This window comes from Streptomyces sp. SP17BM10, assembly GCF_036322405.1.
Lineage (GTDB): Bacteria > Actinomycetota > Actinomycetes > Streptomycetales > Streptomycetaceae > Kitasatospora.
In genome coordinates, this window is record NZ_JAQYXB010000684.1 from 1 (window position 1) to 23,882 (window position 23,882).

Genomic DNA, 23,882 nt, shown 5'->3' on the forward strand with positions numbered 1-23,882 from the left:
CCCCAAAAGACGCGGGGCCGGCCTGAGCCTCTACCAAGTCGTCCGCGAGCTCCAGATCCTTCTGGCGACCTGGGCCGGCGCCTGCCCCACCTGCCACCGCGACATACCCACACGAAAACAGACCTGACCAAGCCCTACTAGCCGTGAGCGCCGCGCAGCGCCTTCATCAGGACCTCGGCCACCCGTTCCTGCTGCGCGACGGTCATCTGCGGGTAGAGCGGGAGGGTGAGCAGTTCGCGTGCGGCCCGTTCGGCGGTCGGGAAGGCGCCCTCGCGGTGGCCGAGGAAGCGGAACGCGGGCTGGAGGTGCACCGGGACGGGGTAGTGGACGCCGGCGCCGATCCCGGCGGCGTGCAGGGCGGCGAGCACCGCGTCGCGGTCCCGGCCGGGGTCGATCCGCACCGCGTACAGGTGCCAGACGTGCTCGTTGCCGGGGGCGGTGCGGGGCAGCGTGAGGCCGTCGACGTCGCCGAGCAGCGCGTCGTAGCAGGCGGCGGCGGCACGGCGGGCGGCGTTCCAGGCGGGCAGGCGGCGGAGTTTGGCGCGCAGGACGACGGCCTGGAGGGCGTCCATCCGGGAGTTGAGGCCGACGCGTTCGTGGGTGTACTTCTCGCGGGCGCCGTGGTCGCCGATGAGCCGGACGGCGTCGGCGAGTCCGGGGTCGTCGGTGAGCACCGCGCCGGCGTCGCCGTAGGCGCCGAGGTTCTTGCCGGGGTAGAAGCTGGTGGCCGCGATCCGCCCGTACGCGCCGCGCCCGTGCTGCCGGGCGCCCTGGGACTGCGCGGCGTCCTCCACCACCGGCCGCCCGTCGGCCAGTTCGAGCAGCGGGCCCATGGGGGCGAGCTGGCCGTTGAGGTGGACGGGCAGCAGCGCGACGGCCCCGGGGAGCGCGTCGGCGGCGCGCGCCGGGTCGATCAGCAGGTGCGCCGGGTCGGCGTCGACGAGCACCGGGTGCAGTCCGGCCCGCAGCACGGCCTCGGCGGTGGCGACGAAGGTGTTGGCGGGCAGCACGACGCCGCCGCCCGGCGGCAGGTCGAGGGCGCGCAGGGCGAGTTCGAGGGCGTCGGTGCCGTTGGCGGCGCCGACGCAGTGCCGGGTGCCGGTGAAGTCGGCGTACTCCCGCTCGAACGCGGCCACTTCGGGGCCCTTGACGAAGCCACCGCGGGCGAGGACGCGCTCGAAGCCGGCCCGGACCTCGGCCGCGACCTCGGTGTGGGCGGCGGCCAGGTCCACCAGCGGGACGGCGCCGGTGCCGCCGGTCACAGGACCACCACCCCCGCGGCCTCCTCGGCCCGGTCGGCCGCCCCCACCGGGATGGTCGCCCCGCCGAGGCGCAGGCTCAGCGAGGCCGCCTCCAGCAGCCGCAGCACCCGCACCCCGGCGTGCCCGTCGGTGAGCGGCGCGCGGCCCTCGACGATCGCGGCGGCGAACTCGGCCATCACGTTGCGCAGCGCCTCCTGTTCGACCAGCGCGGGCGCGACCATCTCGCCGACGCGGTAGGAGATCAGCGCCCGGTGCCGGATCGCGTCGGTGACCTGTTCCGGCGGGGTGAGGTCGACGCCCCGGTCGTGCACGGCCAGGCGGGCCTGCGGGTTGAGGTCGTCCCAGACGAGGGTGCGCCGGGAGCCGCCGATCAGCGTGGTGCGGACCTTCGTCGGGGAGAGCCAGTTGACGTGGCAGTGGGCGAGGGCGCCGTTGCTCAGCCGGACCGTCAGGTAGGCGACGCAGGCACGCCCGGCGCCGATCGGGTCGGCGCCCTGGGCGGACACCCCGACCGGCTCGACACCGGGCGGCAGGACGAAGTCGAGGACGGAGAGGTCGTGCGGGGCGAGGTCCCACAGCACGTCCACGTCCGGCTGCACCAGGCCGAGGTTGATCCGCACCGAGTCGAAGAACTGGACGTCGCCGATCTCGCCGCCGTGCACGAGCTCGCGGATCCGGCGCACCGCCGGGGTGTAGCAGAAGGTGTGGTCGCACATCAGCACGAGCCCGCGCCGCCCGGCGAGTTCGACGAGCTCGGCGGCCTCGGCGGCGGAGGTGGTGATCGGCTTCTCGACCAGGACGTGCTTGCCGGCCTCCAGCGCGGCCCGGACGAGCCCGTAGTGCGCGGCGGCGGGCGCGGCCACCGCGACGGCCCCGACCCGCTCGTCGTCCAGCACCCGCCGGTACGAGGAGGTCGCGCCGACGGTGCTGTACTCCCCCAGCACCGCACGGGCCTTGGCCTCGTCGAGGTCGCACAGCCAGTGCAGCCGCAGCGCCGGGGTGTGCTGGGCGTTGCGGACCAGCTTGGGGCCCCAGTAGCCGGCGCCGACCACGGCGACGCCGACCGGCCGGGCGGGGACGGGCCGGGGCGGTTCGCCCGGGGTGGGCACGTGTCCGCCGGGCGCCTCGTTGGCGTCCTCGGCCGCGCCCGGTCCGCCGCCACGCCCCGCGTCCCGTCCCGACGTCGGAGAAGTCATCGCACGAGCCCCCTCGCTCCGGCACCGGGCAGGCGCGCCCCGGCGGCCCCAACGGTCGGCGCGGGCACCGGATCCGGGCCCGCCGCCCGGCGTCCCGGACGGGCGGCCGCGTCCCCTCGGCTCGCTGCCGGAACGGTACCGGCCACCGCCGGGGACGGGGGACGGTTTCGGTGAATCGGCGGACAAGTCATGACGGCGGCGTGCAGATTGAGCCAGTGTTCCGTCGGGACCGCGTCCTGAACCCGTCGGGTCCCGGAGTCCGTTCGCCCACCCCCGCACCCCGGTTGTGCAGATGTCGGTGTCGTTTGACAGGCTTGCCCCCGGACTGGACGGACCAGTCCGGCCGTCGGCGCGGACGAGGAGGCAGACGCATGACCACCGGTGAGCCGGCGGGCCCGCCCGTGCTGCGCCACCTGCGCGACAGCCTGCTGCCCGCCGTCGCCGCCGCGCTGTCGCTCAAGGGCGGCGAGGTGCACACCCTGGCCGGGGACAAGTCCGCCCGGCGCCCGGTCCTGCATCCGCTGGTCGGCGGGTTCCTGGACGGCCTGCCGGTCGAGCTGCGCGAGCGCTTCACCGGCCGCTGCCCGGAGGCGGTGCTGCTGTCGCAGTACCTGACCGCGGTGGACGGCAAGCGCTCCAAGCGCGCCGCCCGCAAGCCGATGAGCCTGCACGAGGCCCGCAAGGCGCTCAAGGGCTCCCGGATGACCACCGTCCGGATCCGCGAGGAGGACGACCCGGCGCACGGCACCCACGCGCCGCCGTGCCGCTCGTGCGTCCCGCTGCTGGAGCACTTCACCGTGCAGAGCGTCGCGGTCGGGCCGCCCGCCCGCTGACCGCCACCCGCACCGGCGCCCGCCGTCGGCGCGGTGCCGCGTCCCGGCCGACGTCCTGCCGCCGCCCTGCCCCCGAACCACCGGAGCCCGTCCTGAACCCGCCCAGCCCGCCACCGCCCCCGCCGGCCACCCTGGTCGCGGGTCCCCCCGGGCGGACCCGCCCGCGCTTCCCCGCCGACGTCGCCGCCGAGCTCAAGGCGGCCGGCTGGCACCCCGGCCGCTGGGAGATCCGGCGGGCCGAGGAGTGGGCCGACACCCTGGCTGGACACGGCGATCCGGCCGGTGTGCCGCACGCGGTGTTCCCTGCGGCGGTGGAGGCCTGGGCCGAGTTCGGCGGCCTCGCCTTCGACCTGTCCGGCGCGGGCCGCCAGCTGGCCCGCACGCCGTTCCTGATCGATCCGATGTGCGGGCTTCACCTGCCGCGCACCCTGGCCGACCTCGGCCGCGCGCTGGGCAGCAAGGTCGCGCCGCTCGGCGAGGAGGCGTACGGGCAGGCGCTGTTGGCCGTCGACGAGGAGGGCCGCGTCTACAGCCTGGATCACACGGGAGAGTGGTTTCTCGGCCACGGGATCGACCAGGCGATCACGACCCTGGTCCTCGGCACCGCCCCCGAGCGGCTGCGCACCGCGGACGAGTACTGAGGCCGGCGCGAGGACGGGAGGCTACCGCAGCGGTTCGGCGCGGACGGCCAGCCGGGAGGGCAGCACCGCCTCCACCCGGAACCCGCCGTCCGCCTCCGGCCCGGCCGAGAAGGTGCCGCCGAGCGCGATCACCCGCTCGCGCATCCCGACCAGCCCGTTGCCCCCGCTCGGCAGCGCCGCCGAGCCGTGCTCGCCGCCCGGGCAGGCGTTGACGACGCTGACCCGCACCCCGTTCGGCGCGTACGCGAGCAGGACGGACACCTCCGCGCCGCCGGCGTGCTTGTGCGCGTTGGTCAGGCCCTCCTGGACCACCCGGTACGCGGTCTGCTCGGCCTCGCCGGTGAACTGCTGCCGGCTGCCGCTGACCGTCAGGGTGACCGCCATCCCGGCCGCCCGGGACTGGTCGACCAGCCGCGGCAGCCCGGCCAGCGAGTCCGGTTCGGCCGGGCGCTCGTCGTCCATCCGCAGCACGCCGAGGATCTCGCGCAGCTCGTTGAGCGCCTGCCGGCCGACCTCGCCCATCAGCTTGGCGCTCTGCGCGGCCTTCTGCGGGTCCTTGGCGACGACCCGCTCCAGCGCCCCCGCGTGGACCACCATCAGCGACACCCGGTGCGCGACCACGTCGTGCATCTCGCGGGCGATCCGCGTGCGCTCCTCGAGCCGGGCCCGGCGGGCGCGCTCCTGGGCCTGCTCGGCCAGCAGGTCCAGCTCGGTCTCCAGGCCGTGCGCGCGGTCCTTGAGCGACTCGATGAGCCGCCGCCGCGCGCCCACGTAGAGACCGGTCACCACCGGCGGGACGGTCAGGCCGACCGCCACCAGGACGGATATCAGCACCTGGACCCAGAGCGGCGTCGGGTCCGGGGGGCCGTCGCCGCCGGGCAGCAGCATCGACACCAGCATCACGGTGACGGCCTCGGCGAAGGCCAGCGCCGACAGCGCGACCACCCGGCGGCGGCGCGAGGGCCACTCCCAGGTCTCGGCCAGCGTGTACAGGGCCACCACCAGCAGCACGACGCCCAGCATCCCGGGCATCGCCGCCAGCGTGACCAGCACCGGCACGGCCGGCCAGCGCCGCCGCAGCACCAGCGAGCCGCCGGCCAGCGCGCCGAGCACCGCGATGCCGGCCGCGCCGGCGGCGCTCAGGTGGGCGCGGGCGGAGAGGAAGGCGATGGTGCTGAGCGAGCACTCCACCGCGGCCAGCAGCGCCAGCCCGATGTCGAGGAATGCGCTGCGCGGCCGTTCCCACCACCAGAACGACCGGACCGGCGCGCGCTCCCCAGGCGACTTGCTCATGCCTGACAGCCTAAGGCGCAGCCCCGTTGCCTCCCCACCGGGATGGCCCCGCCGACTTCCCCGGGCCTTCCAGTGGTCCAGACCACATGGCGGTCGCGGTGATCCTGTCCGCCATCCGGCCACCTCGCGGACACCGACCTCCCCGACACCTATGCTGGTCGCGTCGGACAGCGCGGTCCGCACGCGTCACACCCGCCACACGCGGGCGGACCTGTGACGATGAGCCGTTGCCGAACCCCACCACCTCAGGGAGCCAGCCGTGACCGCTCCGGTCCCCAACCCGGCGGACAGCCCCGCCTCCGTCGCCTCCGCCGGCCCAGACGCCGACAACGCGGCGCTGCGCGCGGACATCCGCCGCCTCGGCGATCTGCTCGGCGAGACGCTGGTCCGTCAGGAGGGCCCCCAGCTGCTCGGCCTGGTCGAACAGGTCCGCCTGCTCAGCCGCACCGACGGCGAGGCCACCGCCGAACTCCTCTCCGACATCGACCTGGAGACCGCGGCGAAGCTCGTCCGCGCCTTCTCCACCTACTTCCACCTCGCCAACGTCACCGAACAGGTGCACCGCGGCCGGGAGTTCGCCACCCGCCGCGCCCGCGAGGGCTCGCTGCTCGCGCAGACCGCCGACCAGCTCGCCGAGGCCGACCCCAAGCACCTCCAGGACACCCTGGCCCACCTCGCGGTCCGCCCGGTCTTCACCGCCCACCCCACCGAGGCCGCCCGCCGCAGCGTCCTCAACAAGCTCCGCCGGATCGGCGAACTCCTCGACCGCATCCACCGCGAACAGCTCAGCTCCGGCCTCGCCGCCGCCGGCCCGGCCCGCACCAGCAGCGCCAAGCGCTCCGCCGACCGCCGCCTGGCCGAGGTCATCGACCTGCTCTGGCAGACCGACGAGCTGCGCATCGCCCGCCCGGAGCCCACCGACGAGGCCCGCAACGCCGTCTACTACCTGGACGAGCTCTACCGCGAGGCCGTCCCCGAGGTCCTGGAGGAGCTGCAGGAGGAACTCGCCCGGGTCGGCCTGAGCCTGCCCGACGGCGTCCGCCCGCTCACCTTCGGCACCTGGATCGGCGGCGACCGCGACGGCAACCCCAACGTCACCCCGCAGGTCACCTGGGACGTCCTCAACCTCCAGCACGAGTACGGCATCAAGGACGCGCTCGCCGCGATCGACGACCTGCGCAACACGCTCTCCACCTCCGAGCGCCTGGCCGGCGCCTCGGCCGAGCTGCTCGCCTCGCTCAACACCGACCTGCACCTGCTCCCCGAACTCAGCCCGCGCTACAAGCGGATGAACGCCGAGGAGCCCTACCGCCTCAAGGCCACCTGCATCCGGCTCAAGCTGGAGAACACCCGCGAGCGCCTGGCCGGCGGCACCCCGCACGTCGAGGGCCGCGACTACCTGGGCACCCGCGAGCTCATCGCCGACCTGCGCCTGATCCAGGAGTCGCTGCGCACCCACCGCGGCGAGCTGATCGCCGACGGCCGCCTCGCCCGCGCGATCCGCACCATCGAGGCGTTCGGCCTCCAGCTCGCCACCATGGACGTCCGCGAGCACGCCGAGGCCCACCACCACGCGCTCGGCCAGCTCTTCGACCGCCTCGGCGAGGAGGCCTGGCGCTACGCCGACATGCCCCGCGAGTACCGCCAGCGGCTGCTCGCCAAGGAGCTCCGCTCGCGCCGCCCGCTCGCCCCCACCCCGGCCCCGCTGGACGAGGCCGGCACCAAGACCCTCGGCGTCTTCAACACCATCCGCCAGGGCTTCGAGCGCTTCGGCGACGAGATCGTCGAGAGCTACATCATCTCGATGTGCCAGGGCGCCGACGACGTCTTCGCCGCCACCGTCCTGGCCCGCGAGGCCGGCCTGATCGACCTGCACGCCGGCATCGCCAAGATCGGCATCGTGCCGCTCCTGGAGACCACCGACGAGCTCCAGCAGGCCGACCGCATCCTCGACGAGATGCTCTCCGACCCCTCCTACCGGCTGCTCGTCTCGCTGCGCGGCGACGTCCAGGAGGTCATGCTCGGCTACTCCGACTCCTCCAAGTTCGGCGGCATCACCACCTCCCAGTGGGAGATCCACCGCGCCCAGCGCCGGCTGCGCGACGTCGCCCACCGCTACGGCATCCGGCTGCGCCTGTTCCACGGCCGCGGCGGCACCGTCGGCCGCGGCGGCGGCCCCTCGCACGAGGCCATCCTGGCCCAGCCGTGGGGCACCCTGGAGGGCGAGATCAAGGTCACCGAGCAGGGCGAGGTCATCTCCGACAAGTACCTGCTGCCCTCCCTCGCCCGGGAGAACCTCGAACTGACCATCTCCGCGACGCTCTCCGCCTCCGCGCTGCACACCGCCCCGCGCCAGGCCCCCGAGGAACTGGCCCGCTGGGACGCCGCGATGGACCGCGTCTCGGAGGCCGCCCACACCGCCTACCGCGCCCTGGTCGAGCAGGAGGACCTGCCGAAGTACTTCTTCGCCTCGACCCCGGTCGACCAGCTCGCCTCGCTGCACCTGGGCTCCCGCCCGTCCCGCCGCCCCGACTCCGGCGCCGGCCTGGACGGACTGCGCGCCATCCCGTGGGTGTTCGGCTGGACCCAGTCCCGCCAGATCGTCCCCGGCTGGTACGGCGTCGGCTCCGGCCTCGCCGCCGCCCGCGCGGCCGGCCTCGGCCACGTGCTGGACGAGATGCACGGGCAGTGGCACTTCTTCCGCAACTTCCTGTCCAACGTCGCCATGACGCTGGCCAAGACCGACCTGCGGATCGCCCGCCACTACGTCGAGCAGCTGGTGCCGGCCGACCTGCGGCACGTCTTCGACCAGATCGTGGCCGAGCACGAGCTCACCCTGCGCGAGGTGCTGCGCCTCACCGGCGAGAGCGAACTGCTGGAGCACAACCCGGTACTGAAGCAGACCTTCACCGTCCGCGACGCCTACCTCGACCCGATCTCCTACCTCCAGGTCGCGCTGCTGCGCCGCCAGCGCGAGGAGGTCGCGGCCGGGCGCCAGGAGGACCCGCTGCGCGCCCGCGCGCTCCTGCTGACCGTCAACGGCATCGCCGCCGGCCTGCGCAACACCGGCTGACGGCAGGCGCGTTCAAGGGGCCGGTGTCCACCCCCGTCGGACACCGGCCCCTCGGTCCGCCCAGCCCCCGGCTCTGCCCGGCCCCTAGCGGACCTCGACCACCTTCGGGCCGTACCTGGCCTTGATCTGTGCGCCGGCGGACTCCCACTGCGGGGTGTCGACCACCACTCCTGAGCCGTCGTGGGCGACCTGCACGAACTCCAGCTTCACGCCCTTGTCCTGCCAGTAGGCGCGGTCCCCGTCGATCCGGTCCCGGAGCTCCGTCAGCTCGCCGTACGAGCCGACCGCGTCGGTGAACTGCAGCCTGACCGCGGGCCAGCCGGCCAGCACCCGGGTCACCGCCTCGTCCAGGGCGCCGTCACCCGGGACGCGCATCACGTAGACGGTGTTCAGACCGGCGTCCCGGCAGATCCCGAAGTAGCGGTCCGGGTAGCCCGCCGTCGCCATCCTGTCGACGGCCTCGCCCGCGCGCGCCAGCTCGGCCTGTGACACCTGGGCCGACGTCAGCGTCGACGGCGAGCCGGACGACGGCGGGAACGACGGCGTGGGCGGGGGTGACGGCGGCGTGAACGACGGCGAGCCCGACCACGGTGTGGACGACGGCGTGAACGACGGTGTGATCCTCGGCGGGCCCGTCGGCAGGTCGGTCGGGTGGAAGTGCATCCCCGGCGTCCGCAGCGAGGACGGCCCCGCGTTGCACGCGTACAACGGCCGCACCGTCCCGGAGTCCCGCCCGGCCGACGCTGACGGCGCCCCGGCGGGTCCTCCGCCCACGCCCAGGCCTCCGCCGGAGGGCGTCCCCCCGCCGCCCAGCTGCGTCAGCGCCCCCGCGCCGACGGCCAGCACCGCGACCGCCGTCACGCCCCGCACGGCGCCCTGCTGCCTGGCCCGCCGCCGCCCGGCCGCCTTGAGCGCGGCCAGCGGCGGGCTGCCGCCGACCGCCGCCGCCCGCAGTCCGAGCCGGCGGACCAGTTCCTCCTCGAACCCGTCCTCAGCGCTCACGTCCCACCAACTCCTTCGCCGGTTCCAGTTCCTGCCGAAGCGTCCTGACCGCCCGCGCCAGGTGGGTCTTGGCCGTCGCCACCGTGCAGCCCAGTTCCTCCGCCACCTGGGCGACCGGCAGGTCGAGGTAGTACCGCAGCACCACGGCCGCGCGCTGGCGCCGCGGCAGCGCGCCGAGGGCCGCCGCCAACTCCTCGTCCCGCTCGGCCTCCTGGACCGCCGGCCCGTCCGGCAGCGCGGGGGTCAGCACCTCGCGCCTGGTCCGGCGCCACCGCGAGACGTGCGTGCGGACCATCGTCCGGCGCACGTACCCCTCCGTCGCCGCCGGCTCCCGGATGGCCGACCGCCTGGCGTACACCCGTGCCAGGGCGTCGTGCAGCAGGTCCCGGGCGTCGTGGACGTCGCCGGTGATCAGGAAGGCACCACGCAGCAACGCCTGGTACCGCGCCGCGACGAACTCGTCGAACGGGTCCCCGTCGACGCCCCCCGGGCCCATCGATTCGCGCTTCATACCCACAGGACGCACGGCCGGCCGGAAACGGATGACACGCCGGCGCCCGGATTCCGGGCACGCGAAAGGGCCGGCGCCCACGTGCGTGGACCCCGGCCCGTCAGCCGCTCTTCCTCTTACTCGGGCGATCCGCCGGCCCGGTGGCGCTTGAGCCACAGCGCGGCGCCGCCGGCCACGACCACCAGGCCGCCGCCGACCGCCAGCAGCCCGGCGTCCGGCCCGACCGAGTCGCCGAGCACCGGCGCGAACTGGGCCGCCGCGGGCTCGGGCGACGCCGCCTGGTCGGGCTCCGCCACCGGATCGGCGTGTGCCACGCCGCTGGACAGCAGCATCCCCGCCGCCCCCAGCGCACCGGCCGTGCCCACCCGCCGGCCGAACTGCCCCAACCGCCTCACCCGGATCCGCCGCAGTCGGCGGACCGGACGCAATCTCCGCATCGAGCAACTCCCCAGGACCCGTTCGCGTACGGGAGCGACGCTATCCGATCCCGCACACGGTTCTCACACCTATTCAGGTTTGGACCGTCAAGCGTTGTACGACTGTTGCCGACCACGCCCGCTCAGCGCCGCAGCGCCTCGGCCGGCTCCACCCAGGCGGCCCGCAGCGACGGGTAGAGCCCCGCCAGCAGGCCGACCAGGCTGCCCAGCAGCGGCGCGGGCAGCACCGCCCACGGCTGGAGGACGGCCGACCAGTCGCGGACCATCGCGACCCCCACCACCACGCCCACCCCGATCGCCGTGCCGATCAGCCCGCCGAGCGTCCCGAGCACCGTGGACTCGGTCAGGAACTGGGCCGCGATGTGCCGCGGCCGAGCCCCGAGCGAGCGGCGCAGCCCGATCTCACCGGTGCGCTCCAGGACGGCGACCAGCGTCGTGTTGGCGATCCCGACCGCCCCGATCACCAGGCAGATCGCGGCGAGCAGCAGGAACAGCCCGGTGAGGTCGCCGGAGACGCCGTCGCGCAACCCGTGCGGGTCCGGCGGGGCGATCACGGTGAACGCGGCCGGGTCCTCGGGCCGCAGGGCGGTGGGCGCCTGGCCCGCGATCAGCGGCGCGGCGCCGGTCCGGGTGCGGACCAGCATCCGGGCCTGCCCCTTGTCGCCGGTCAGCGGATTGCCCCAGAGCGCGTGCGCGGTGGTGGACGGCACCATGACACCGAGCAGGGTCTCGGGCAGCCGCTGGGTGTCCGCAACGATCCCGATGACGGTGAAGCCGACCCCGTTGACGAACACCGCGGGCGCGGCGTCCAGCCGGTTGATCCCCAGCCGGTCGGCGGCGGTGGAGCCGAGCACGGCCACCCGCAGGTTGCGGGAGGCGTGGAAGGCGTTGAAGAGCGTGCCGCTCCGGAGGGTGGGCTGCATCGCGTCGAACAGTCCGGGGGACGCGGCGTAGAGGTTCAGGCCGCCGCCCGGATCGGTGCCGGCCACGGGCGAGTTGGAGATCCGGGGGTCGGTGAGCGGGGCCGGCCAGTAGACGCCGGCCGCCAGCACGCCGTTGAGCCGCCCGACCCTGGCGTCCGAGTCGTCCGGGAAGTCCAGCGCGGCCCTCGGCTCGCCCTGCTGGGCCGGCGGCGGCTTGCCGACGTCGACCACCGTGACGGTCGTGTTCTCCAGCATCGAGAACCGCTTGCCGATCTGCCCGGCCGCCGAGGAGGTCAGCCCGAGGACGGCCACGAAGGCGCCGACCCCGAGGACGGTGCCCAGCAGGGTGAGCACCGAGCGGCCGGGCCGCTGGATCATCCCGGACAGCGCCTCGGCGAACAGGTCGGCGAGGCTCAGCCGGGAGAGCGGGATGTCCCCGCCCGGGCGCCTGCGGCCCGGCCTGGGCGGCCTCATCGGGCGGCCACCTCCTCGCCGTCCAGGCGCCCGTCGCGGATGGTGACGGTGCGCCGGGCCCGGGCGGCGACCTCGCGGTCGTGCGTGATGACGAGCAGGGTGAGCCCGCCCGCGTGCAGTTCCTCGAAGAGCTCCATGACGCGCACGGCCGTCACCGAGTCCAGGTTGCCGGTCGGCTCGTCGCACAGCAGCAGGGAGGGCGCGTTGACCAGGGCGCGCGCGATCGCCACGCGCTGCCGTTCGCCCCCGGACATCCTGGAGGGCAGCGCGTCCATGCGGTGGCCGAGCCCGACCCGCGCCAGGACGTCCCGTGCGGCGCCGCGCCGGCCGGCCCGCGGGGTGCGGTTGTAGACCTGGCCGAGCATCACGTTCTCCTCGGCGGTGCGGTACGGCAGCAGGTGGAAGGACTGGAACACGAAGCCGATCCGGTTGCCGCGCAGCGAGGTGCGGCGGGCCTCGGAGAGCGCGCCGGTGTCGATGCCGTCGAGCTCGTAGCTGCCGCCACTGGGCCGGTCGAGCAGGCCCAGGAGGTTGAGGAAGGTGGACTTCCCGGAGCCGGACGGACCGACCACCGCCGCGTACTCGCCGCGGGCGATCTCCAGGTCGGTGGGGTGCAGCGCGGTGACGGCCGGCGGCCCCGGGAAGGTCCGGGAGACCCCGCGCAAGCGGATCACCGGCGGGTCGTCGGGCCCCGCCATCAGCCGGCCCCGCCCTGGGCCGCGCCGCCGGCGGCGCCGCCGGCGCCGCCGGCGCCGGTCCCCGCGCCCGCCTGGCCGATCCCGACCAGGACCGCGTCGCCGGCTTTCAGGTCCCCGTTCTTGGCGGTGACCTGCACGTGGTTGTCGGCCACCACGCCCGCGGTGACCTCGACCGAGCGACGGCTGCCGTCGGCGGTGACCACCGTCACGGTGGTGCGGCCGTCCACGCTGGAGCTGATCGCCGACGCCGGCACCGCCAGCACCTCCCCGGAGGTGGCGGCCTCGACGATGGTGATCCGCACGTCCTGGCCCTCCAGCGCCGGGTTCCACGGCTCGTCCGGGGTGATCGACACCGGCACGTAGGGATCCTGCCGGGCCCCGCCGGCCGCGTCCGCGCCCTGGCCCGCCTGACCGGCCGTCCCCGCGCCGGGCGCGGCGTTGCCGCCGGGGGTGACGAGGGCACCCACCCCGCCCACCGTGGCGGAGAGCTGGACGCCGCTCGACTCGGACAGCACGGTGACCTTCATGCCCTGCTTGACCAGCGGCGCGTCGCTCGGCAGCAGGTGGCCGGTGAGGCCGAGGCCGCCGGCGGTGAGGCTCAGGATCGGCGCGGTGACCTTGTCGCCGACCTTGGCGGAGACGGCGTGCACGCGGGCGGGCAGCGACGGGAGGAAGAGCACTTCGGACAGGGGCACCTGGGGACCGTCCTTGGCCTGGGCCTGGGCGAGCTCCTGGCGCTTCTGGTCCAGCAGGGTCTTCGCCCGCGCCAGCTGGGTGGCGCTGTCGCCGCCTCCCCCCGCCGCCGCACCGCCGCCCGCCGCGCCACCGCCCGCCGCACCGCCGTCCGTCTTCGGGGTGCCGCCGGCGTCGCCGCCCGGCTCGGGCGCCGCCCGGCGGCTCTGGAGGTCCTGCACCACCTGTTCCTGTTGCTGAACGGCCTGCTGGGCGCTCCGGACGGCGGCGGCCGTGGTCTCCCCGGTCACCGGCACGCCGTAGCCGAGCTGCTGGTAGAGCTTCGTCACCGCGGCCTTGGTCCCGGCCCCGAACGTGCCCTTGGCGTCACCGCCGACGGGCAGGCCGAGGTCCCTGAGCACGGACTGGAGCTGGGCGATGTCGTCCCCGGACTCCCCCGGCTGCATGTCGCGGTAGGCCGGGATGGGCCCGGGAAGCACGAACACCGGCCGGCCGGACACCTCGGCCAGCACCGTCCTGCTGTCCACCTTGTCCCCGGCGGCGACCTTCAGCGCGCTGACGATCGGCGTGCCGCCGCCGGGCCCGCCGGTCGAGGCGGCGACCGTGGCCGGCTGCACCGCGTAGGTCTGCCCGGCCGAGAAGACCCCGCGCAGCACGGTCGTGTTGGCCAGCACCCGCTGCACCACCGGCGCGGTGAGCGGCGAGGCGGCCGGCGGCTTGGTGTCCGCGGCCACCTGCTCCGGCGACCTCACCAGCGTGGCGGCGGCCAGCCCGGCCGCGGACACGACCGCCGCCCCCACCGCGATCACGACCACCATCCGGCGCCGCCGCCGGGCCGCGCCGCCCCGGGCCGACCGGTCGTCCCCGCTGTCCGCTCCGTCCGACCCGTCCGCTCCGTCCGACCCGTCCACCCGGTCCGCTCCGTCGTCGCCGCTCCCGGCCGTCCGCCGCAGATTGCGCAGCATGCCCGCGTCCGCCTTACTTCGCTCGGTCCTGCACTGTGCATTCGAGGGGCTTGCGGCTGTTGGTGACCTTCCACGAGCCGTCGATCCGGCGGAGCGTCATGACGGCCATCTGGCGCGACGTGTGCCTCACCTGCTCGATCTCCGCCCCGGTGGCCGCGTCGTGGATCAGCCAGCCGCTCAGGTCCGCGCAGTCGTAGACGATCCGGCTGTCCCCCTCGGTGCGCATGCCGGCCAGCCGGTGGTCGACGGTGCCCTCGTTGTACTGCTTCTTCCGGTACGAGTCCGCCAGCGTCGCCCGGATCGAGCTGAGGTTGGGCTCGTCGCTGTAGCGGGCCAGCCCGTCCTCCGGCGCGCCCGGCGTCCGGTAGGCCTTCAGCCAGGCGTCCCAGTAGCCGAGGTAGGCCTGCTCGACGGCCGGGTCCGGCTTGTCCAGGTGCTCGCCGTCCGGTCCGGTCCCGTACGGCCGCTCCGCGCCGGACGCTCCCGTGCAGGCCGTCGCGAGCGCGGCCAGCAGCGCCAGCACGGCACCCGCCCCGCGCGGCCTCACTGGCCCCGGCTCTTCAGCACGTCGGCCGCCTTGCGCAGCCGGGCGTCGACGAAGTCCCGCTGGGCCTTCAGCTGTTGCTGGTGCTGGGCGATCTGCTGCTGCTGGATCGCGCTCTGCACCCCGAAGGCGATCCCGGGCAGGTTGGTCTGCTTGGTGCACGCGACGTCGGCCTTGGCGGTGTCGATCTCGCGCTGGGTGACGGTCGCGCCCCAGGACTCGGTGGAGAGCGCCTGCGGGCTGCTGTACGAGTAGCCCTTCTGCTTCATGCAGTCGGCCCAGGCCTTGGTCCCGGCGACCACCCGGGGGTCCACGTCGGTGCGCTGGTAGGACTCGCTCATCAGGTCCTCGTACACCGAGCCGGTGGGCTTGGTCAGGCCCTCGTCGATCTTGCGCCCGGCCTCCCCGAAGCAGCCGCCGTCCGGGACGTTCCCGCCGACCTGCTTGGAGTCGGTGACGGAGGTGGCGCCGGTCTCCGCGGTGAACTGGGCCGGGTCCAGCTTGGGCCCGTCGGCGGGCTTGCCCTTGACGCCGGCCGCGCTGCGGAAGCCGTACTGGGCGGCCTGCGCCTCGTCCAGGTAGCCGTACTGGTTGGCGACGTCCGCCGGCTTGGCGGTCGGCCCGGTCGACGGCGGCTGCCAGCCGCCGAACCCGAGCCGGTGCATGCAGTCCTGGGCCAGCAGTCCCTCGGCCTTGTCGAGCGTCTTCGCCTCGTCGTCGCTGGGGACGAAGGCCCGCAGCGGAAGCGCCGTCAGGTCCGAGGCGGCGGTCGGCGTCGGCGTCGCGGTGACGGCGGGCGCACCCGCGGCGCCGGTGCCGGCCGCCTGGCCGCCCGGCGATCCCCCACCGGACGTGGACTGGCCGCCCGAGCCCGACGTGCAGCCCACGAGCAGGGCGGACGTCAGCGCGAGCGCGGCTGCGACGGGAATGGTGCGCCTCGACATCGACCGGTGTGCCCTTCGGCTGAGGTTGTGAGTAGGCTGCGGAGCGGTGCCGTTCGCCCTCCTTCTCCGAGGGCGAACGGCACCGCCGTACTACCGGGTGCTACCGATCACCGGTCAGCAGTGGGTGTACTGGTTCACGCCCTGGGTCAGGTAGACCTCGGAGCTGTAGCCCTGGACTCCGGTGGCCTTGTCCTTGTTGTTGTCCCAGAAGCTGTTGCCGTTCACGCTGGTACCCGTGGTGTAGCAGTAGTCCCAGTTGCCCTGGCCCGGGTAACCCAGGCCGTAGACGCTGGCGTTGGTGTCGGCCGCGGAGCGGATCCGGACACCGCTGGTGTTGTAGTCGCCGTCGAGCGTGCCGGCGCTCGCGATGCCCGCGCCCAGCGCCAGCGCCGAAGCGGCGGCCACGGCGACGGTGATCCCGCGCAGCGAACGGGAGTTGAACATGGTTCCCCCTAGTTTTCGGTATGAGCCTGAGGGTTCTCGGTCCGATCGGACCGCTGCCCATCACATCAATCCGACGGCGGCCGCTCAATTGTCCGAACGGACATTCCTGAGCAGGTGCCGTTGCGCGGCGAGTGCCGCCGCGGTTCGCGTGTCCACGTTCAACTTCCGTACCACCCGGCCGACATGGGCCTTGACGGTGCGTTCGGTGATGTACAGCAGATGGGCGATCTCGGTATTGGTGACCCCCGTCCCCAGATGCTCGAAAACCTCGTACTCGCGCTCCGACAGCGCGTCCAATTCCCCCTCCGTCAACGGCGGGACCCGGCACGGGCACGCGGCGCTGACGCAGGTGTGACCCTCGGGCACGACTTCTCCTCTCAGGGCGAGGAACCGCACCCCCCTGTGCGGCCCCGACCGTCGATTGAAGCAGCCCGTGCGCCGACGGGACATCGGATGCACATCCTCCATTTGCGGAACACGTGTCACCCCCGCCCCCTGAACGGCCCGGAGCCGGAATAGTCCGGATTCGCCGCTGTGGCCGATGTCACATCCTCAGGAGTTGTACGTCCCCTGCGCCCGCTCCAGCCCTTCCGTCAACAGGGCCTCCACCGCGTCCGCCGAGCGGTCGACGAACCAGTCCAGCTCCTTGCGCTCGGTGCTGGAGAAGTCCTTGAGGACGAAGTCCGCGACCTCCATCCGGCCCGGCGGGCGGCCGATGCCGCACCGGATCCGGTGGTAGTCCGGCCCCAGGGACTTGGTGATCGACTTCAGGCCGTTGTGCCCGTTGTCGCCGCCGCCGAGCTTGAGCCGCAGCGTCGCGTAGTCGATGTCCAGCTCGTCGTGGACCGCCACGATCCCGGCCGCCGGGACCTTGTAGAAGTCCCGCAGTGCCGTCACCGGACCGCCCGACAGGTTCATGAACGACATCGGCTTGGCCAGCACGACCCGCTTGCCGACCAGCCGGCCCTCGGCGACCTGCGCCCGGCTCTTGTGCGCCTTGAACTTGGCACCCATCCGCTGCGCCAGCAGGTCGACCACCATGAAGCCGATGTTGTGCCGGTTCCGGGCGTACTGCTCGCCCGGGTTCCCCAGCCCCACGACCAGCCACGGCCCTTCGTACGCTTCTTCCGCCATGTCCCTACTCCTCGCCCTCGCGCTCCACGCCATCTTCCCGGACACACCGCTGCCCCGGCCGCTCCAACGGGAGCGACCGGGGCAGCGGTCTCAAGCAGTCGTCAGCGCGAGGCTCAGGCCTCGGCGCCCTCGGCCTCGGCGGCCTCGTCCTCGGCCGGGGCGGCCTGGGCGGCGATGACCTGCAGCACGACGGCGTCGGCGTCGACGGCCAGGGTGGTACCGGCCGGCAGGACGATGTCCTTGGCGTGGACGGAGGCGCCGGCTTCCAGGCCCTCGACCGAGACGGTGACGGCCTCGGGCAGGTGGGTGGCCTCGGCCTCGACCGGCAGGGCCTGCAGGACGTGCTCCAGCAGGTTGCCGCCCGGGGCCAGCTCGCCCTCGGTGTGGACCGGGATCTCGACGGTGACCTTCTCGCCGCGCTTCACGAGGAGCAGGTCGACGTGCTCGATGGTGCGCTTGATGGCCTCACGCTGAACGGCCTTCGGCAGGACGTACTCGTCCTTGCCCTCGATCGGGACGACCAGCAGGGCGTTCGGGGTCTTGAGGGCCATCATCAGGTCGTGGCCGGGCAGGTTCAGGTGAACCGGGGCGTGGCCGTGGCCGTAGACGACACCGGGGACGAAACCGGCGCGGCGGGCGCGACGGGCAGCGCCCTTGCCGAACTCGGTGCGGGTCTCAGCGGCAAGGCGGATCTCGGACACGACTGCACTCCTCGTGAAGACTGGCGCGGGGGTGCAGGCAACGCGAAAAACCGCCGGGACCACACCCTCAGTACTTGGGGGTCACTCGGCGGCAACGACCTCTGCCAGGGTCCGGAGAACCGGCACCGGCAGCGCGTCGATCACGGAGCGGGCACCCGCGAAACGGGCACACGGCGTCCCTCGCCGAGCAGTTTCACGAGTCTAACCGCACGGGTGCCCTCCCGCGAAATCGGCGGCGGCCCCGGCCCTCTCCGGACCGGGGCCGCCTGCGCGGGACTTCGTCAGTGCACGCCCTCGAAGAGGCTCGTGACCGAACCCTCCTCGAACACCTCGCGGATCGCGGCGGCGATCGACGGGGCGATGGACAGCGTGGTGATCTTGTCCAGCTGGAGCTGGGCCGGGGTCGGCAGCGTGTTGGTGAACACGAACTCGCTGACCCGGGAGTTCTTCAGGCGGTCCGCGGCCGGGCCCGAGAGCACGCCGTGGGTGGCGGCGACCAGGACGTCCGCGGCGCCGTTCTCGAACAGGGCGTCGGCGGCGGCGCAGATCGTGCCGGCGGTGTCGATCATGTCGTCGACCAGGACGCAGACCCGGCCGTTGACGTCACCGACGACCTCGGCCGACAGGATCGTGTTGGCCTGGCTCATGTCGCGGCGCTTGTGGATGATCGCCAGCGGCGCGTCCAGGCGGTCGCACCACTGGTCGGCCACCTTCACCCGGCCGGCGTCCGGCGAGACGATCGTCAGCTTGGAGCGGTCGACCCGCTCGCCGACGTAGTCGGCCAGCAGCGGCAGCGCGAACAGGTGGTCGACCGGGCCGTCGAAGAAGCCCTGGATCTGCGCGGTGTGCAGGTCCACGGCCATCAGGCGGTCCGCGCCGGCCTGGCGCAGCAGGTCGGCGACCAGGCGGGCGGAGATGGGCTCGCGGCCGAGGTGCTTCTTGTCCTGGCGGGCGTAGCCGTAGAAGGGCAGGATCGCGGTGATGCTCTTGGCGGAGGCCCGCTTCAGAGCGTCGATCATGATCAGCTGCTCCATGATCCACTGGTTGATGGGAGCCGTGTGGCTCTGCATCACGAAACAGTCCGCACCACGCGCGGAGTCCAGGAAGCGGACGTAGATCTCGCCGTTGGCGAAGTCCAGGGCCTTGGTCGGGACCAGCTCGGTCCCCAGCGCCGCGGCCACCTCCTTCGCCAGTTCCGGGTGGGCACGGCCGGAGAAGAGCTTCAGCTTCTTCTCACCCGACGTCGTGATCCCGCTCACTGCACCGTCTCCTCGCGTTGCGGACGCTGAACCCCGACCATCCGACGCGCGCAGGCGCGGCCCGCACGCAAGATGGGGTCGGGGAATGTCGGTACGCCTGGACACGGGCGGTAAGCCCAGTGGCGCACGTATGTCCCCAAGGTTACGCGCCCGCGCAGAAACCGTCCGCCCCGGGACCGCCCCTCGGACGCCCGCGCGTCCCGTCAGGCCTCCGCCGCCCCGTCCGTCGCAACCTTCGCGGCCTGCGCCGATGCGGTGCCGGGGCGCTTGCGCTCCACCCAGCCCTCGATGTTGCGCTGCTGCGCCCGGCTCACGCCGAGCGCGCCCGGCGGGACGTCGGAGGTGATGACCGAGCCGGCCGCGGTGTAGGCGCCGTCACCGATGGTGACCGGTGCGATGAACATGTTGTCCGAACCGGTCCGGCAGTGCGCGCCGATGACCGTGCGGTGCTTGTTGACGCCGTCGTAGTTCACGGTGACCGAGGCCGCGCCGACGTTGGTGCCCTCGCCGATGGTGGCGTCGCCGATGTACGACAGGTGCGGCACCTTGGCGCCCTCGCCGAGCTCGGAGTTCTTGACCTCGACGTACGTGCCGACCTTCGCCTTGCGCAGCAGCTTCGCGCCCGGACGCAGGTAGGCGTACGGGCCGGCGCTCGCCAGCTCGCCCACCTCGGCGCGGTCCGCCGTGGTGTTGCTCACAACGGCGCCCGCGCCGATCCGGGTGTCCCGCAGGGTCGAGTTCGGACCGACCTCGCAGCCCTCGCCGAGGTGGGTGGCGCCGTGCAGCTGGGTGTTCGGCAGCACGACGGCGTCCGGCTCGTACGTCACCTGGACGTCGATCCAGGTCGTCGCCGGGTCGACCACGGTGACGCCCTCGCGCATCGCGCGCTCCAACAGGCGGTCGTTGAGCAGGCGGCGGGCCTGGGCGAGCTGCACGCGGTCGTTGATGCCGAGGATGTCCCGGGGGTCCTCGGCCACGACGGCGCCGACCCGGTGCCCGGCCTCGCGCAGGATCTGCAGGGTGTCGGTCAGGTACTCCTCGCCCTGCGAGTTGTCCGTGGTCAGCTCGGCCAGCGCCGCGGTCAGCAGCTTGGCGTCGAAGGCGAAGACCCCGGAGTTGATCTCGGTGATCAGGCGCTGGGTGTCGGTGGCGTCCTTCTCCTCGACGATCGCGGCCACCGAGCGGTCCTCGTCGCGCAGGATCCGGCCGTAGCCGAAGGGCTCGGGCACGACGGCGGTCAGCACGGTGACGCCGTTCTCCTGCTCGGCGTGCGCACGGGCCAGGCGCTGCAGCGTCACCCCGGTCAGCAGGGGCGAGTCGCCGGCGGTGATGATCACGGTGCCGTCCAGCACCACGCCGTCGGCGGCGAGCGCCTCCAGCGCCGTGCGCACCGCGTGGCCGGTGCCGTTCTGCTCGTGCTGGACGACCGGGCGGGCGGCCGGGTAGTGCGCCGCCAGGTGCTCCTCGACCTGCTCCCGCTGGTGGCCGACGACGACGACCAGCTGCCCCGGTGTCAACTCCTGCGCCGCCGAGACGGCGTGACCGACCAGCGTCCGGCCGCACACCTCGTGCAGCACCTTGGGCAGCTTGTTCGACTTCATCCGTGTCCCGCCACCGGCGGCAAGAACGACAACGGCGGCAAGCGAATTGGCACCCATGCGGGGAGGCTCCTCGGTCGGTTCACAGAGAGGGCAGAGCGGCCAGGGGCGAGGATCCGCACATAGGCCCCGGCAGTTCGAGGATAGTGCGAGGAAAGTGGCCGAAAAGCCACCCCCTGGCCCGCCGCAATACCGGGCCGGGGCCGCTCAGATGGCTCCCGGAGGAGGATTCGAACCCCCATAAGCTGGACCAAAACCAGCTGTCCTGCCCTTAGACGATCCGGGACCGGCACGCCGGCCCGAAGGTCGCCGGAGGCGCGCTGGGGCAAGACTACGGGGTATGCGGCTCCACATCTACCTCCATGGCCGACCCGCGCCCGCCGCCGTCCCGTCCGCCTCCGACGCGGCTGACGCCCACTCGCGGGGCCGGTGGTTCATCCATCCAGTCGGGTGAATTCACTCGAGCGCCGTGCGGCGGCGTGTTCCCTTCGTCACGGAGCACAACCTACGATGCCGTAGGTTACGGCACCGTAGCCTTCCTACCTCCGCCCGCAGAGGGCCCGCCGAGGGACGAGAACATGACCATCCAGGCCGGTGAGGCGCACGCCGGTTCCACTGCGCCGCCCAGCGACTCCCCCGAACCGTCCCCTGCGACACTGTCCGCCACCCGCGGCGGGGAGCGCCAGGGCTTCGCCGAGCGCCTCGCGCTCGCCCTCTTCATCGTCGTGCCGTTCGCGGCCCTGCTGGCCGCCGTCCCGGTCGCCTGGGGCTGGGGCCTGGGCTGGACGGACGTGGCGGTCACCGTCGCCATGTACTTCCTCACCTGCCACGGCATCACCGTCGGCTACCACCGCTACTTCACCCACGGCTCCTTCAAGGCCGGCCGCCCGATGCGCCTCGCCCTCGCCGTCGTCGGCAGCCTCGCCGTCGAGGGTCCGCTGGTGCGCTGGGTGGCCGACCACCGCAAGCACCACCGCTTCAGCGACAAGGACGGCGACCCGCACTCGCCGTGGCGCTACGGGGAGAGCCTGCCCGCCCTGCTGAAGGGCCTGTGGTGGGCGCACATGGGCTGGATGTTCGACGAGGAGCAGACCCCGCAGAGCACGTACGCGCCGGACCTCGTCAACGACCCGGCGCTGCGGCGGATCTCCCGGCTGTTCTGGCTCTGGACGTCCATCTCGCTCCTGCTGCCCCCGCTGGTCGGCGGGCTGGTGACGCTGTCCTGGCAGGGCGCGCTGTCCGCGTTCTTCTGGGGCTCGATGGTCCGGGTCGGGCTGCTGCACCACGTGACCTGGTCGATCAACTCGATCTGCCACGCCGTCGGCCGGCGCCCGTTCCGCTCGCGCGACCGCTCGGGCAACGTCTGGTGGCTGGCCGTCCTCTCCTGCGGCGAGTCCTGGCACAACCTGCACCACGCCGACCCGACCTCCGCCCGGCACGGCGTCCTGCGCGGACAGATCGACTCCTCGGCCCGGCTGATCCGCTGGTTCGAGCTGGCCGGCTGGGTCCGGGACGTCCGCTGGCCGGACGCGCAGCGGATCGCCGCCCGCCGCGCCGCATGAGGGCGCGCTTCCAGCATGATGTAGGGGTGAACGGGAGCAGCGCAGACAGCACAGGCGGTCATGACGGCACGCGGACGGACGCGGCGCCCGAAGCGGCGCAGGTCCGTCCGCGTGCCGCTGCCCCGGCCACGGCAGGGCCCCGCCGCCGCGGCGGCCGGGTGCGGATGACCGGCAAGCAGCGGCGCGAGCAGCTGCTGGAGATCGGCCGGACGGTCTTCGCGGAGCGCGGCTACGACGGCACGTCGGTGGAGGAGATCGCCGAGCGGGCCGGGGTGTCGAAGCCGGTGGTGTACGAGCACTTCGGCGGCAAGGAGGGGCTGTACGCGGTGGTGGTGGACCGCGAGATGCAGCTCCTGCTGGACATGGTCACCGGGGCGCTGACCGGTGGGCACTCGCGCGAGCTCCTGGAACAGGCCGCGTTCGCGCTGATGGACTACATCGACACCTCGACGGACGGCTTCCGGATCCTCGTCCGGGACTCGCCGGTGGCGCAGTCGACCGGCACCTTCGCCTCGCTGATCAGCGACATCGCGACGCAGGTGGAGGACATCCTCGGGCTGGAGTTCAAGTCCCGCGGGTACGACCCGCGGCTGGCCCCGATGTACTCGCAGATGCTGGTCGGGATGGTCGCGCTGACCGGGCAGTGGTGGCTGGAGGTCCGCAAGCCGGACAAGGCGCAGGTCGCGGCGCACCTGGTGAACCTGGCCTGGCACGGACTGGAAGGCCTGGAGCGGCACCCGAACCTGGTCGGCGAGCGCAAGATCTGATCCGCGCCCGCCGCCTACCGCTCTCCGCCTACCCCCTACTGCCTACCGCCCGCCGCCTACCGCTTGGTCGCGACCGCGAAGATCCGCCGGAACGGGAAGACCGTGCCGTGCGGCCCGGCCGGGTACGCCTCGCGCAGGAGCGCGTCGTACTCGGCCAGGAAGGCGGCCCGCCGCTGCGGGTCGGTGAGCCGGCCGAGCACGGGCCGCAGGGCCGTCCCCTTCATCCACTCCAGAACGGGGCTCTCCAGCGGGTCCGGGCCGGGCAGCAGCGTGCTGTAGGTGGTCTCCCAGACGTCGGCGGTGCAGCCGGCCCCGACGAGCGCGTCGAGGTACGTCCCGGGCTCGTGGACGCCGCTGCGGGTGGCGTCATCGCCGAGGAGGTCGGCCCAGCGCGGGCTGCGGCGCAGCTCGGCGAGCAGCGTGTGGCTGGGCGCGTCGAAGTTGCCGGGCACCTGGAAGGCGACGACGCCCCCGGGGCGGAGCGCCTCGGCCCAGCGCGGCAGGAGCGCCAGGTGGCCGTCGATCCACTGCAGGGCCGCGTTGGAGACGATCAGGTCGGGACGGGCCGGGGCCGGGTCGTACTCCGCGGCGTCGGCGAGCACGTACGCGGCGCTCGGCTCACCCTCGGCGCGGGCGGTCTCCAACATCGGGGCGGAGTTGTCGACGCCGGTGATCCGGGCCTGCGGCCAGCGCTCGCGCACGACGGCGGTGGAGTTGCCCGGGCCGCAGCCGATGTCCAGGACCGTCGCGGCGGGCTCGTTCGGCAGCGCGGGGACGCGGGCGAGCAGGTCGCGCAGCGGACGGGTCCGTTCGTCGGCGAAGCGCAGGTACTGGGTGGGGTCCCAGGCGGGAGCGGGCATGGCACACCTCGAAAGTATCTCGATATCAAGATATCTACGTTTAGCCTCGCTGGCACATTTCTCGATGT

General features: G+C 73.6%; 23 protein-coding genes and 1 tRNA gene. 5 read left to right on the forward strand and 19 right to left on the reverse strand.

Annotation, left to right across the window (positions count from 1 at the left end):
- Positions 1-137: 137 nt before the first annotated feature.
- Together PUR71_RS39100 and PUR71_RS39105 are read right to left on the reverse strand one after the other, a co-directional pair.
- Positions 138-1,262, reverse strand: coding sequence for a DegT/DnrJ/EryC1/StrS family aminotransferase (locus tag PUR71_RS39100; protein WP_329932056.1), 1,125 nt, complete (start codon positions 1,260-1,262; stop codon positions 138-140).
- A complete protein-coding gene (locus tag PUR71_RS39105; protein WP_329932057.1) occupies positions 1,259-2,458 on the reverse strand; it encodes a Gfo/Idh/MocA family protein in 1,200 nt (399 codons plus the stop codon). The genes PUR71_RS39100 and PUR71_RS39105 overlap by 4 nt, the downstream gene beginning before the upstream one ends.
- Positions 2,459-2,829: 371 nt before the next feature.
- On the opposite strand from PUR71_RS39105, the gene PUR71_RS39110 reads away from it, so the two are divergent.
- Positions 2,830-3,291, forward strand: a complete 462-nt coding sequence (locus tag PUR71_RS39110; protein WP_329932058.1) for a YwqJ-related putative deaminase — start codon at positions 2,830-2,832, stop codon at positions 3,289-3,291.
- A gap of 131 nt (positions 3,292-3,422) precedes the next feature.
- Entirely contained in the window at positions 3,423-3,932 is a 510-nt protein-coding gene (locus PUR71_RS39115) for an SUKH-3 domain-containing protein (protein ID WP_329932352.1), read from the forward strand.
- Positions 3,933-3,953: 21 nt separating this feature from the next.
- Here PUR71_RS39115 and PUR71_RS39120 read toward each other — a convergent pair whose 3' ends face one another.
- Entirely contained in the window at positions 3,954-5,225 is a 1,272-nt protein-coding gene (locus tag PUR71_RS39120; protein ID WP_329932059.1) for a sensor histidine kinase, read from the reverse strand.
- Positions 5,226-5,484: 259 nt separating this feature from the next.
- Here PUR71_RS39120 and ppc point away from each other — a divergent pair, with 259 nt between their 5' ends.
- Positions 5,485-8,298 carry a phosphoenolpyruvate carboxylase gene (ppc, locus tag PUR71_RS39125; protein WP_443077730.1) on the forward strand — a complete coding sequence of 938 codons (2,814 nt, stop codon included), beginning with the start codon at positions 5,485-5,487 and terminating at the stop codon, positions 8,296-8,298.
- An 84-nt stretch (positions 8,299-8,382) separates the two neighbouring features.
- Here the strand turns inward: ppc and PUR71_RS39130 are convergent, their stop codons facing one another.
- From PUR71_RS39130 to PUR71_RS39200, 15 genes are all read right to left on the reverse strand, one after another.
- Positions 8,383-9,300 carry a hypothetical protein gene (locus tag PUR71_RS39130; protein ID WP_329932060.1) on the reverse strand — a complete coding sequence of 306 codons (918 nt, stop codon included), beginning with the start codon at positions 9,298-9,300 and terminating at the stop codon, positions 8,383-8,385.
- Complete coding sequence (locus PUR71_RS39135) at positions 9,290-9,811, reverse strand: SigE family RNA polymerase sigma factor (protein WP_329932061.1); 522 nt, start codon at positions 9,809-9,811, stop codon at positions 9,290-9,292. Before PUR71_RS39135 ends, PUR71_RS39130 begins: the two co-directional genes overlap by 11 nt.
- Before the next feature lie 116 nt (positions 9,812-9,927).
- Positions 9,928-10,248: a hypothetical protein gene (locus PUR71_RS39140; RefSeq protein WP_329932062.1), complete on the reverse strand. Its 321-nt coding sequence runs from the start codon at positions 10,246-10,248 to the stop codon at positions 9,928-9,930.
- 122 nt (positions 10,249-10,370) lie between these two features.
- Positions 10,371-11,645, reverse strand: coding sequence for an ABC transporter permease (locus tag PUR71_RS39145; RefSeq protein WP_329932063.1), 1,275 nt, complete (start codon positions 11,643-11,645; stop codon positions 10,371-10,373).
- Complete coding sequence (locus PUR71_RS39150; protein WP_329932064.1) at positions 11,642-12,343, reverse strand: ABC transporter ATP-binding protein; 702 nt, start codon at positions 12,341-12,343, stop codon at positions 11,642-11,644. Before PUR71_RS39150 ends, PUR71_RS39145 begins: the two co-directional genes overlap by 4 nt.
- Positions 12,343-14,001, reverse strand: coding sequence for a peptidoglycan-binding domain-containing protein (locus tag PUR71_RS39155; protein WP_329932065.1), 1,659 nt, complete (start codon positions 13,999-14,001; stop codon positions 12,343-12,345). Before PUR71_RS39155 ends, PUR71_RS39150 begins: the two co-directional genes overlap by 1 nt.
- Positions 14,002-14,014: 13 nt before the next feature.
- Positions 14,015-14,548 carry a hypothetical protein gene (locus PUR71_RS39160; protein WP_329932066.1) on the reverse strand — a complete coding sequence of 178 codons (534 nt, stop codon included), beginning with the start codon at positions 14,546-14,548 and terminating at the stop codon, positions 14,015-14,017.
- A complete protein-coding gene (locus PUR71_RS39165; protein WP_329932067.1) occupies positions 14,545-15,489 on the reverse strand; it encodes a hypothetical protein in 945 nt (314 codons plus the stop codon). Before PUR71_RS39165 ends, PUR71_RS39160 begins: the two co-directional genes overlap by 4 nt.
- A 114-nt stretch (positions 15,490-15,603) precedes the next feature.
- Positions 15,604-15,933: a hypothetical protein gene (locus tag PUR71_RS39170; protein WP_329932068.1), complete on the reverse strand. Its 330-nt coding sequence runs from the start codon at positions 15,931-15,933 to the stop codon at positions 15,604-15,606.
- 84 nt (positions 15,934-16,017) lie between these two features.
- Positions 16,018-16,299: a response regulator transcription factor gene (locus PUR71_RS39175; RefSeq protein WP_329932069.1), complete on the reverse strand. Its 282-nt coding sequence runs from the start codon at positions 16,297-16,299 to the stop codon at positions 16,018-16,020.
- A gap of 186 nt (positions 16,300-16,485) precedes the next feature.
- Positions 16,486-17,067 carry an aminoacyl-tRNA hydrolase gene (pth, locus tag PUR71_RS39180; protein ID WP_329932070.1) on the reverse strand — a complete coding sequence of 194 codons (582 nt, stop codon included), beginning with the start codon at positions 17,065-17,067 and terminating at the stop codon, positions 16,486-16,488.
- Between the two features lie 113 nt (positions 17,068-17,180).
- Complete coding sequence (locus tag PUR71_RS39185; RefSeq protein ID WP_329932071.1) at positions 17,181-17,768, reverse strand: 50S ribosomal protein L25/general stress protein Ctc; 588 nt, start codon at positions 17,766-17,768, stop codon at positions 17,181-17,183.
- Between the two features lie 281 nt (positions 17,769-18,049).
- On the reverse strand, positions 18,050-19,027 hold the full coding sequence (locus tag PUR71_RS39190) for a ribose-phosphate diphosphokinase (RefSeq protein WP_329932072.1): 978 nt from the start codon (positions 19,025-19,027) through the stop codon (positions 18,050-18,052).
- Between the two features lie 203 nt (positions 19,028-19,230).
- Positions 19,231-20,685 (reverse strand): bifunctional UDP-N-acetylglucosamine diphosphorylase/glucosamine-1-phosphate N-acetyltransferase GlmU, encoded by a 1,455-nt coding sequence (glmU, locus tag PUR71_RS39195; RefSeq protein WP_329932073.1) that lies wholly within the window; start codon positions 20,683-20,685, stop codon positions 19,231-19,233.
- A 152-nt stretch (positions 20,686-20,837) separates the two neighbouring features.
- Positions 20,838-20,911 (reverse strand) — tRNA-Gln (locus PUR71_RS39200).
- Positions 20,912-21,203: 292 nt separating this feature from the next.
- On the opposite strand from PUR71_RS39200, the gene PUR71_RS39205 reads away from it, so the two are divergent.
- Entirely contained in the window at positions 21,204-22,187 is a 984-nt protein-coding gene (locus PUR71_RS39205; RefSeq protein ID WP_329932074.1) for an acyl-CoA desaturase, read from the forward strand.
- 164 nt (positions 22,188-22,351) lie between these two features.
- A complete protein-coding gene (locus PUR71_RS39210) occupies positions 22,352-22,954 on the forward strand; it encodes a TetR/AcrR family transcriptional regulator (protein WP_329932075.1) in 603 nt (200 codons plus the stop codon).
- Positions 22,955-23,010: 56 nt separating this feature from the next.
- Here the strand turns inward: PUR71_RS39210 and PUR71_RS39215 are convergent, their stop codons facing one another.
- Complete coding sequence (locus PUR71_RS39215; RefSeq protein WP_329932076.1) at positions 23,011-23,814, reverse strand: methyltransferase domain-containing protein; 804 nt, start codon at positions 23,812-23,814, stop codon at positions 23,011-23,013.
- Positions 23,815-23,882 lie beyond the last annotated feature (68 nt).

What these genes read in the sequence shown, in the direction of transcription:
- PUR71_RS39105 (WP_329932057.1), bottom strand. Translation starts at nt 2,458, where the DNA reads ATGACTTCTCCGACGTCGGGACGGGACGCGGGGCGTGGCGGCGGACCG.
- PUR71_RS39110 (WP_329932058.1), top strand. Translation starts at nt 2,830, where the DNA reads ATGACCACCGGTGAGCCGGCGGGCCCGCCCGTGCTGCGCCACCTGCGC.
- PUR71_RS39120 (WP_329932059.1), bottom strand. Translation starts at nt 5,225, where the DNA reads ATGAGCAAGTCGCCTGGGGAGCGCGCGCCGGTCCGGTCGTTCTGGTGG.
- PUR71_RS39135 (WP_329932061.1), bottom strand. Translation starts at nt 9,811, where the DNA reads ATGAAGCGCGAATCGATGGGCCCGGGGGGCGTCGACGGGGACCCGTTC.
- PUR71_RS39140 (WP_329932062.1), bottom strand. Translation starts at nt 10,248, where the DNA reads ATGCGGAGATTGCGTCCGGTCCGCCGACTGCGGCGGATCCGGGTGAGG.
- PUR71_RS39145 (WP_329932063.1), bottom strand. Translation starts at nt 11,645, where the DNA reads ATGAGGCCGCCCAGGCCGGGCCGCAGGCGCCCGGGCGGGGACATCCCG.
- PUR71_RS39150 (WP_329932064.1), bottom strand. Translation starts at nt 12,343, where the DNA reads ATGGCGGGGCCCGACGACCCGCCGGTGATCCGCTTGCGCGGGGTCTCC.
- PUR71_RS39155 (WP_329932065.1), bottom strand. Translation starts at nt 14,001, where the DNA reads ATGCTGCGCAATCTGCGGCGGACGGCCGGGAGCGGCGACGACGGAGCG.
- PUR71_RS39165 (WP_329932067.1), bottom strand. Translation starts at nt 15,489, where the DNA reads ATGTCGAGGCGCACCATTCCCGTCGCAGCCGCGCTCGCGCTGACGTCC.
- PUR71_RS39170 (WP_329932068.1), bottom strand. Translation starts at nt 15,933, where the DNA reads ATGTTCAACTCCCGTTCGCTGCGCGGGATCACCGTCGCCGTGGCCGCC.
- pth (WP_329932070.1), bottom strand. Translation starts at nt 17,067, where the DNA reads ATGGCGGAAGAAGCGTACGAAGGGCCGTGGCTGGTCGTGGGGCTGGGG.
- glmU (WP_329932073.1), bottom strand. Translation starts at nt 20,685, where the DNA reads ATGGGTGCCAATTCGCTTGCCGCCGTTGTCGTTCTTGCCGCCGGTGGC.
- PUR71_RS39205 (WP_329932074.1), top strand. Translation starts at nt 21,204, where the DNA reads ATGACCATCCAGGCCGGTGAGGCGCACGCCGGTTCCACTGCGCCGCCC.
- PUR71_RS39210 (WP_329932075.1), top strand. Translation starts at nt 22,352, where the DNA reads ATGACCGGCAAGCAGCGGCGCGAGCAGCTGCTGGAGATCGGCCGGACG.
- PUR71_RS39215 (WP_329932076.1), bottom strand. Translation starts at nt 23,814, where the DNA reads ATGCCCGCTCCCGCCTGGGACCCCACCCAGTACCTGCGCTTCGCCGAC.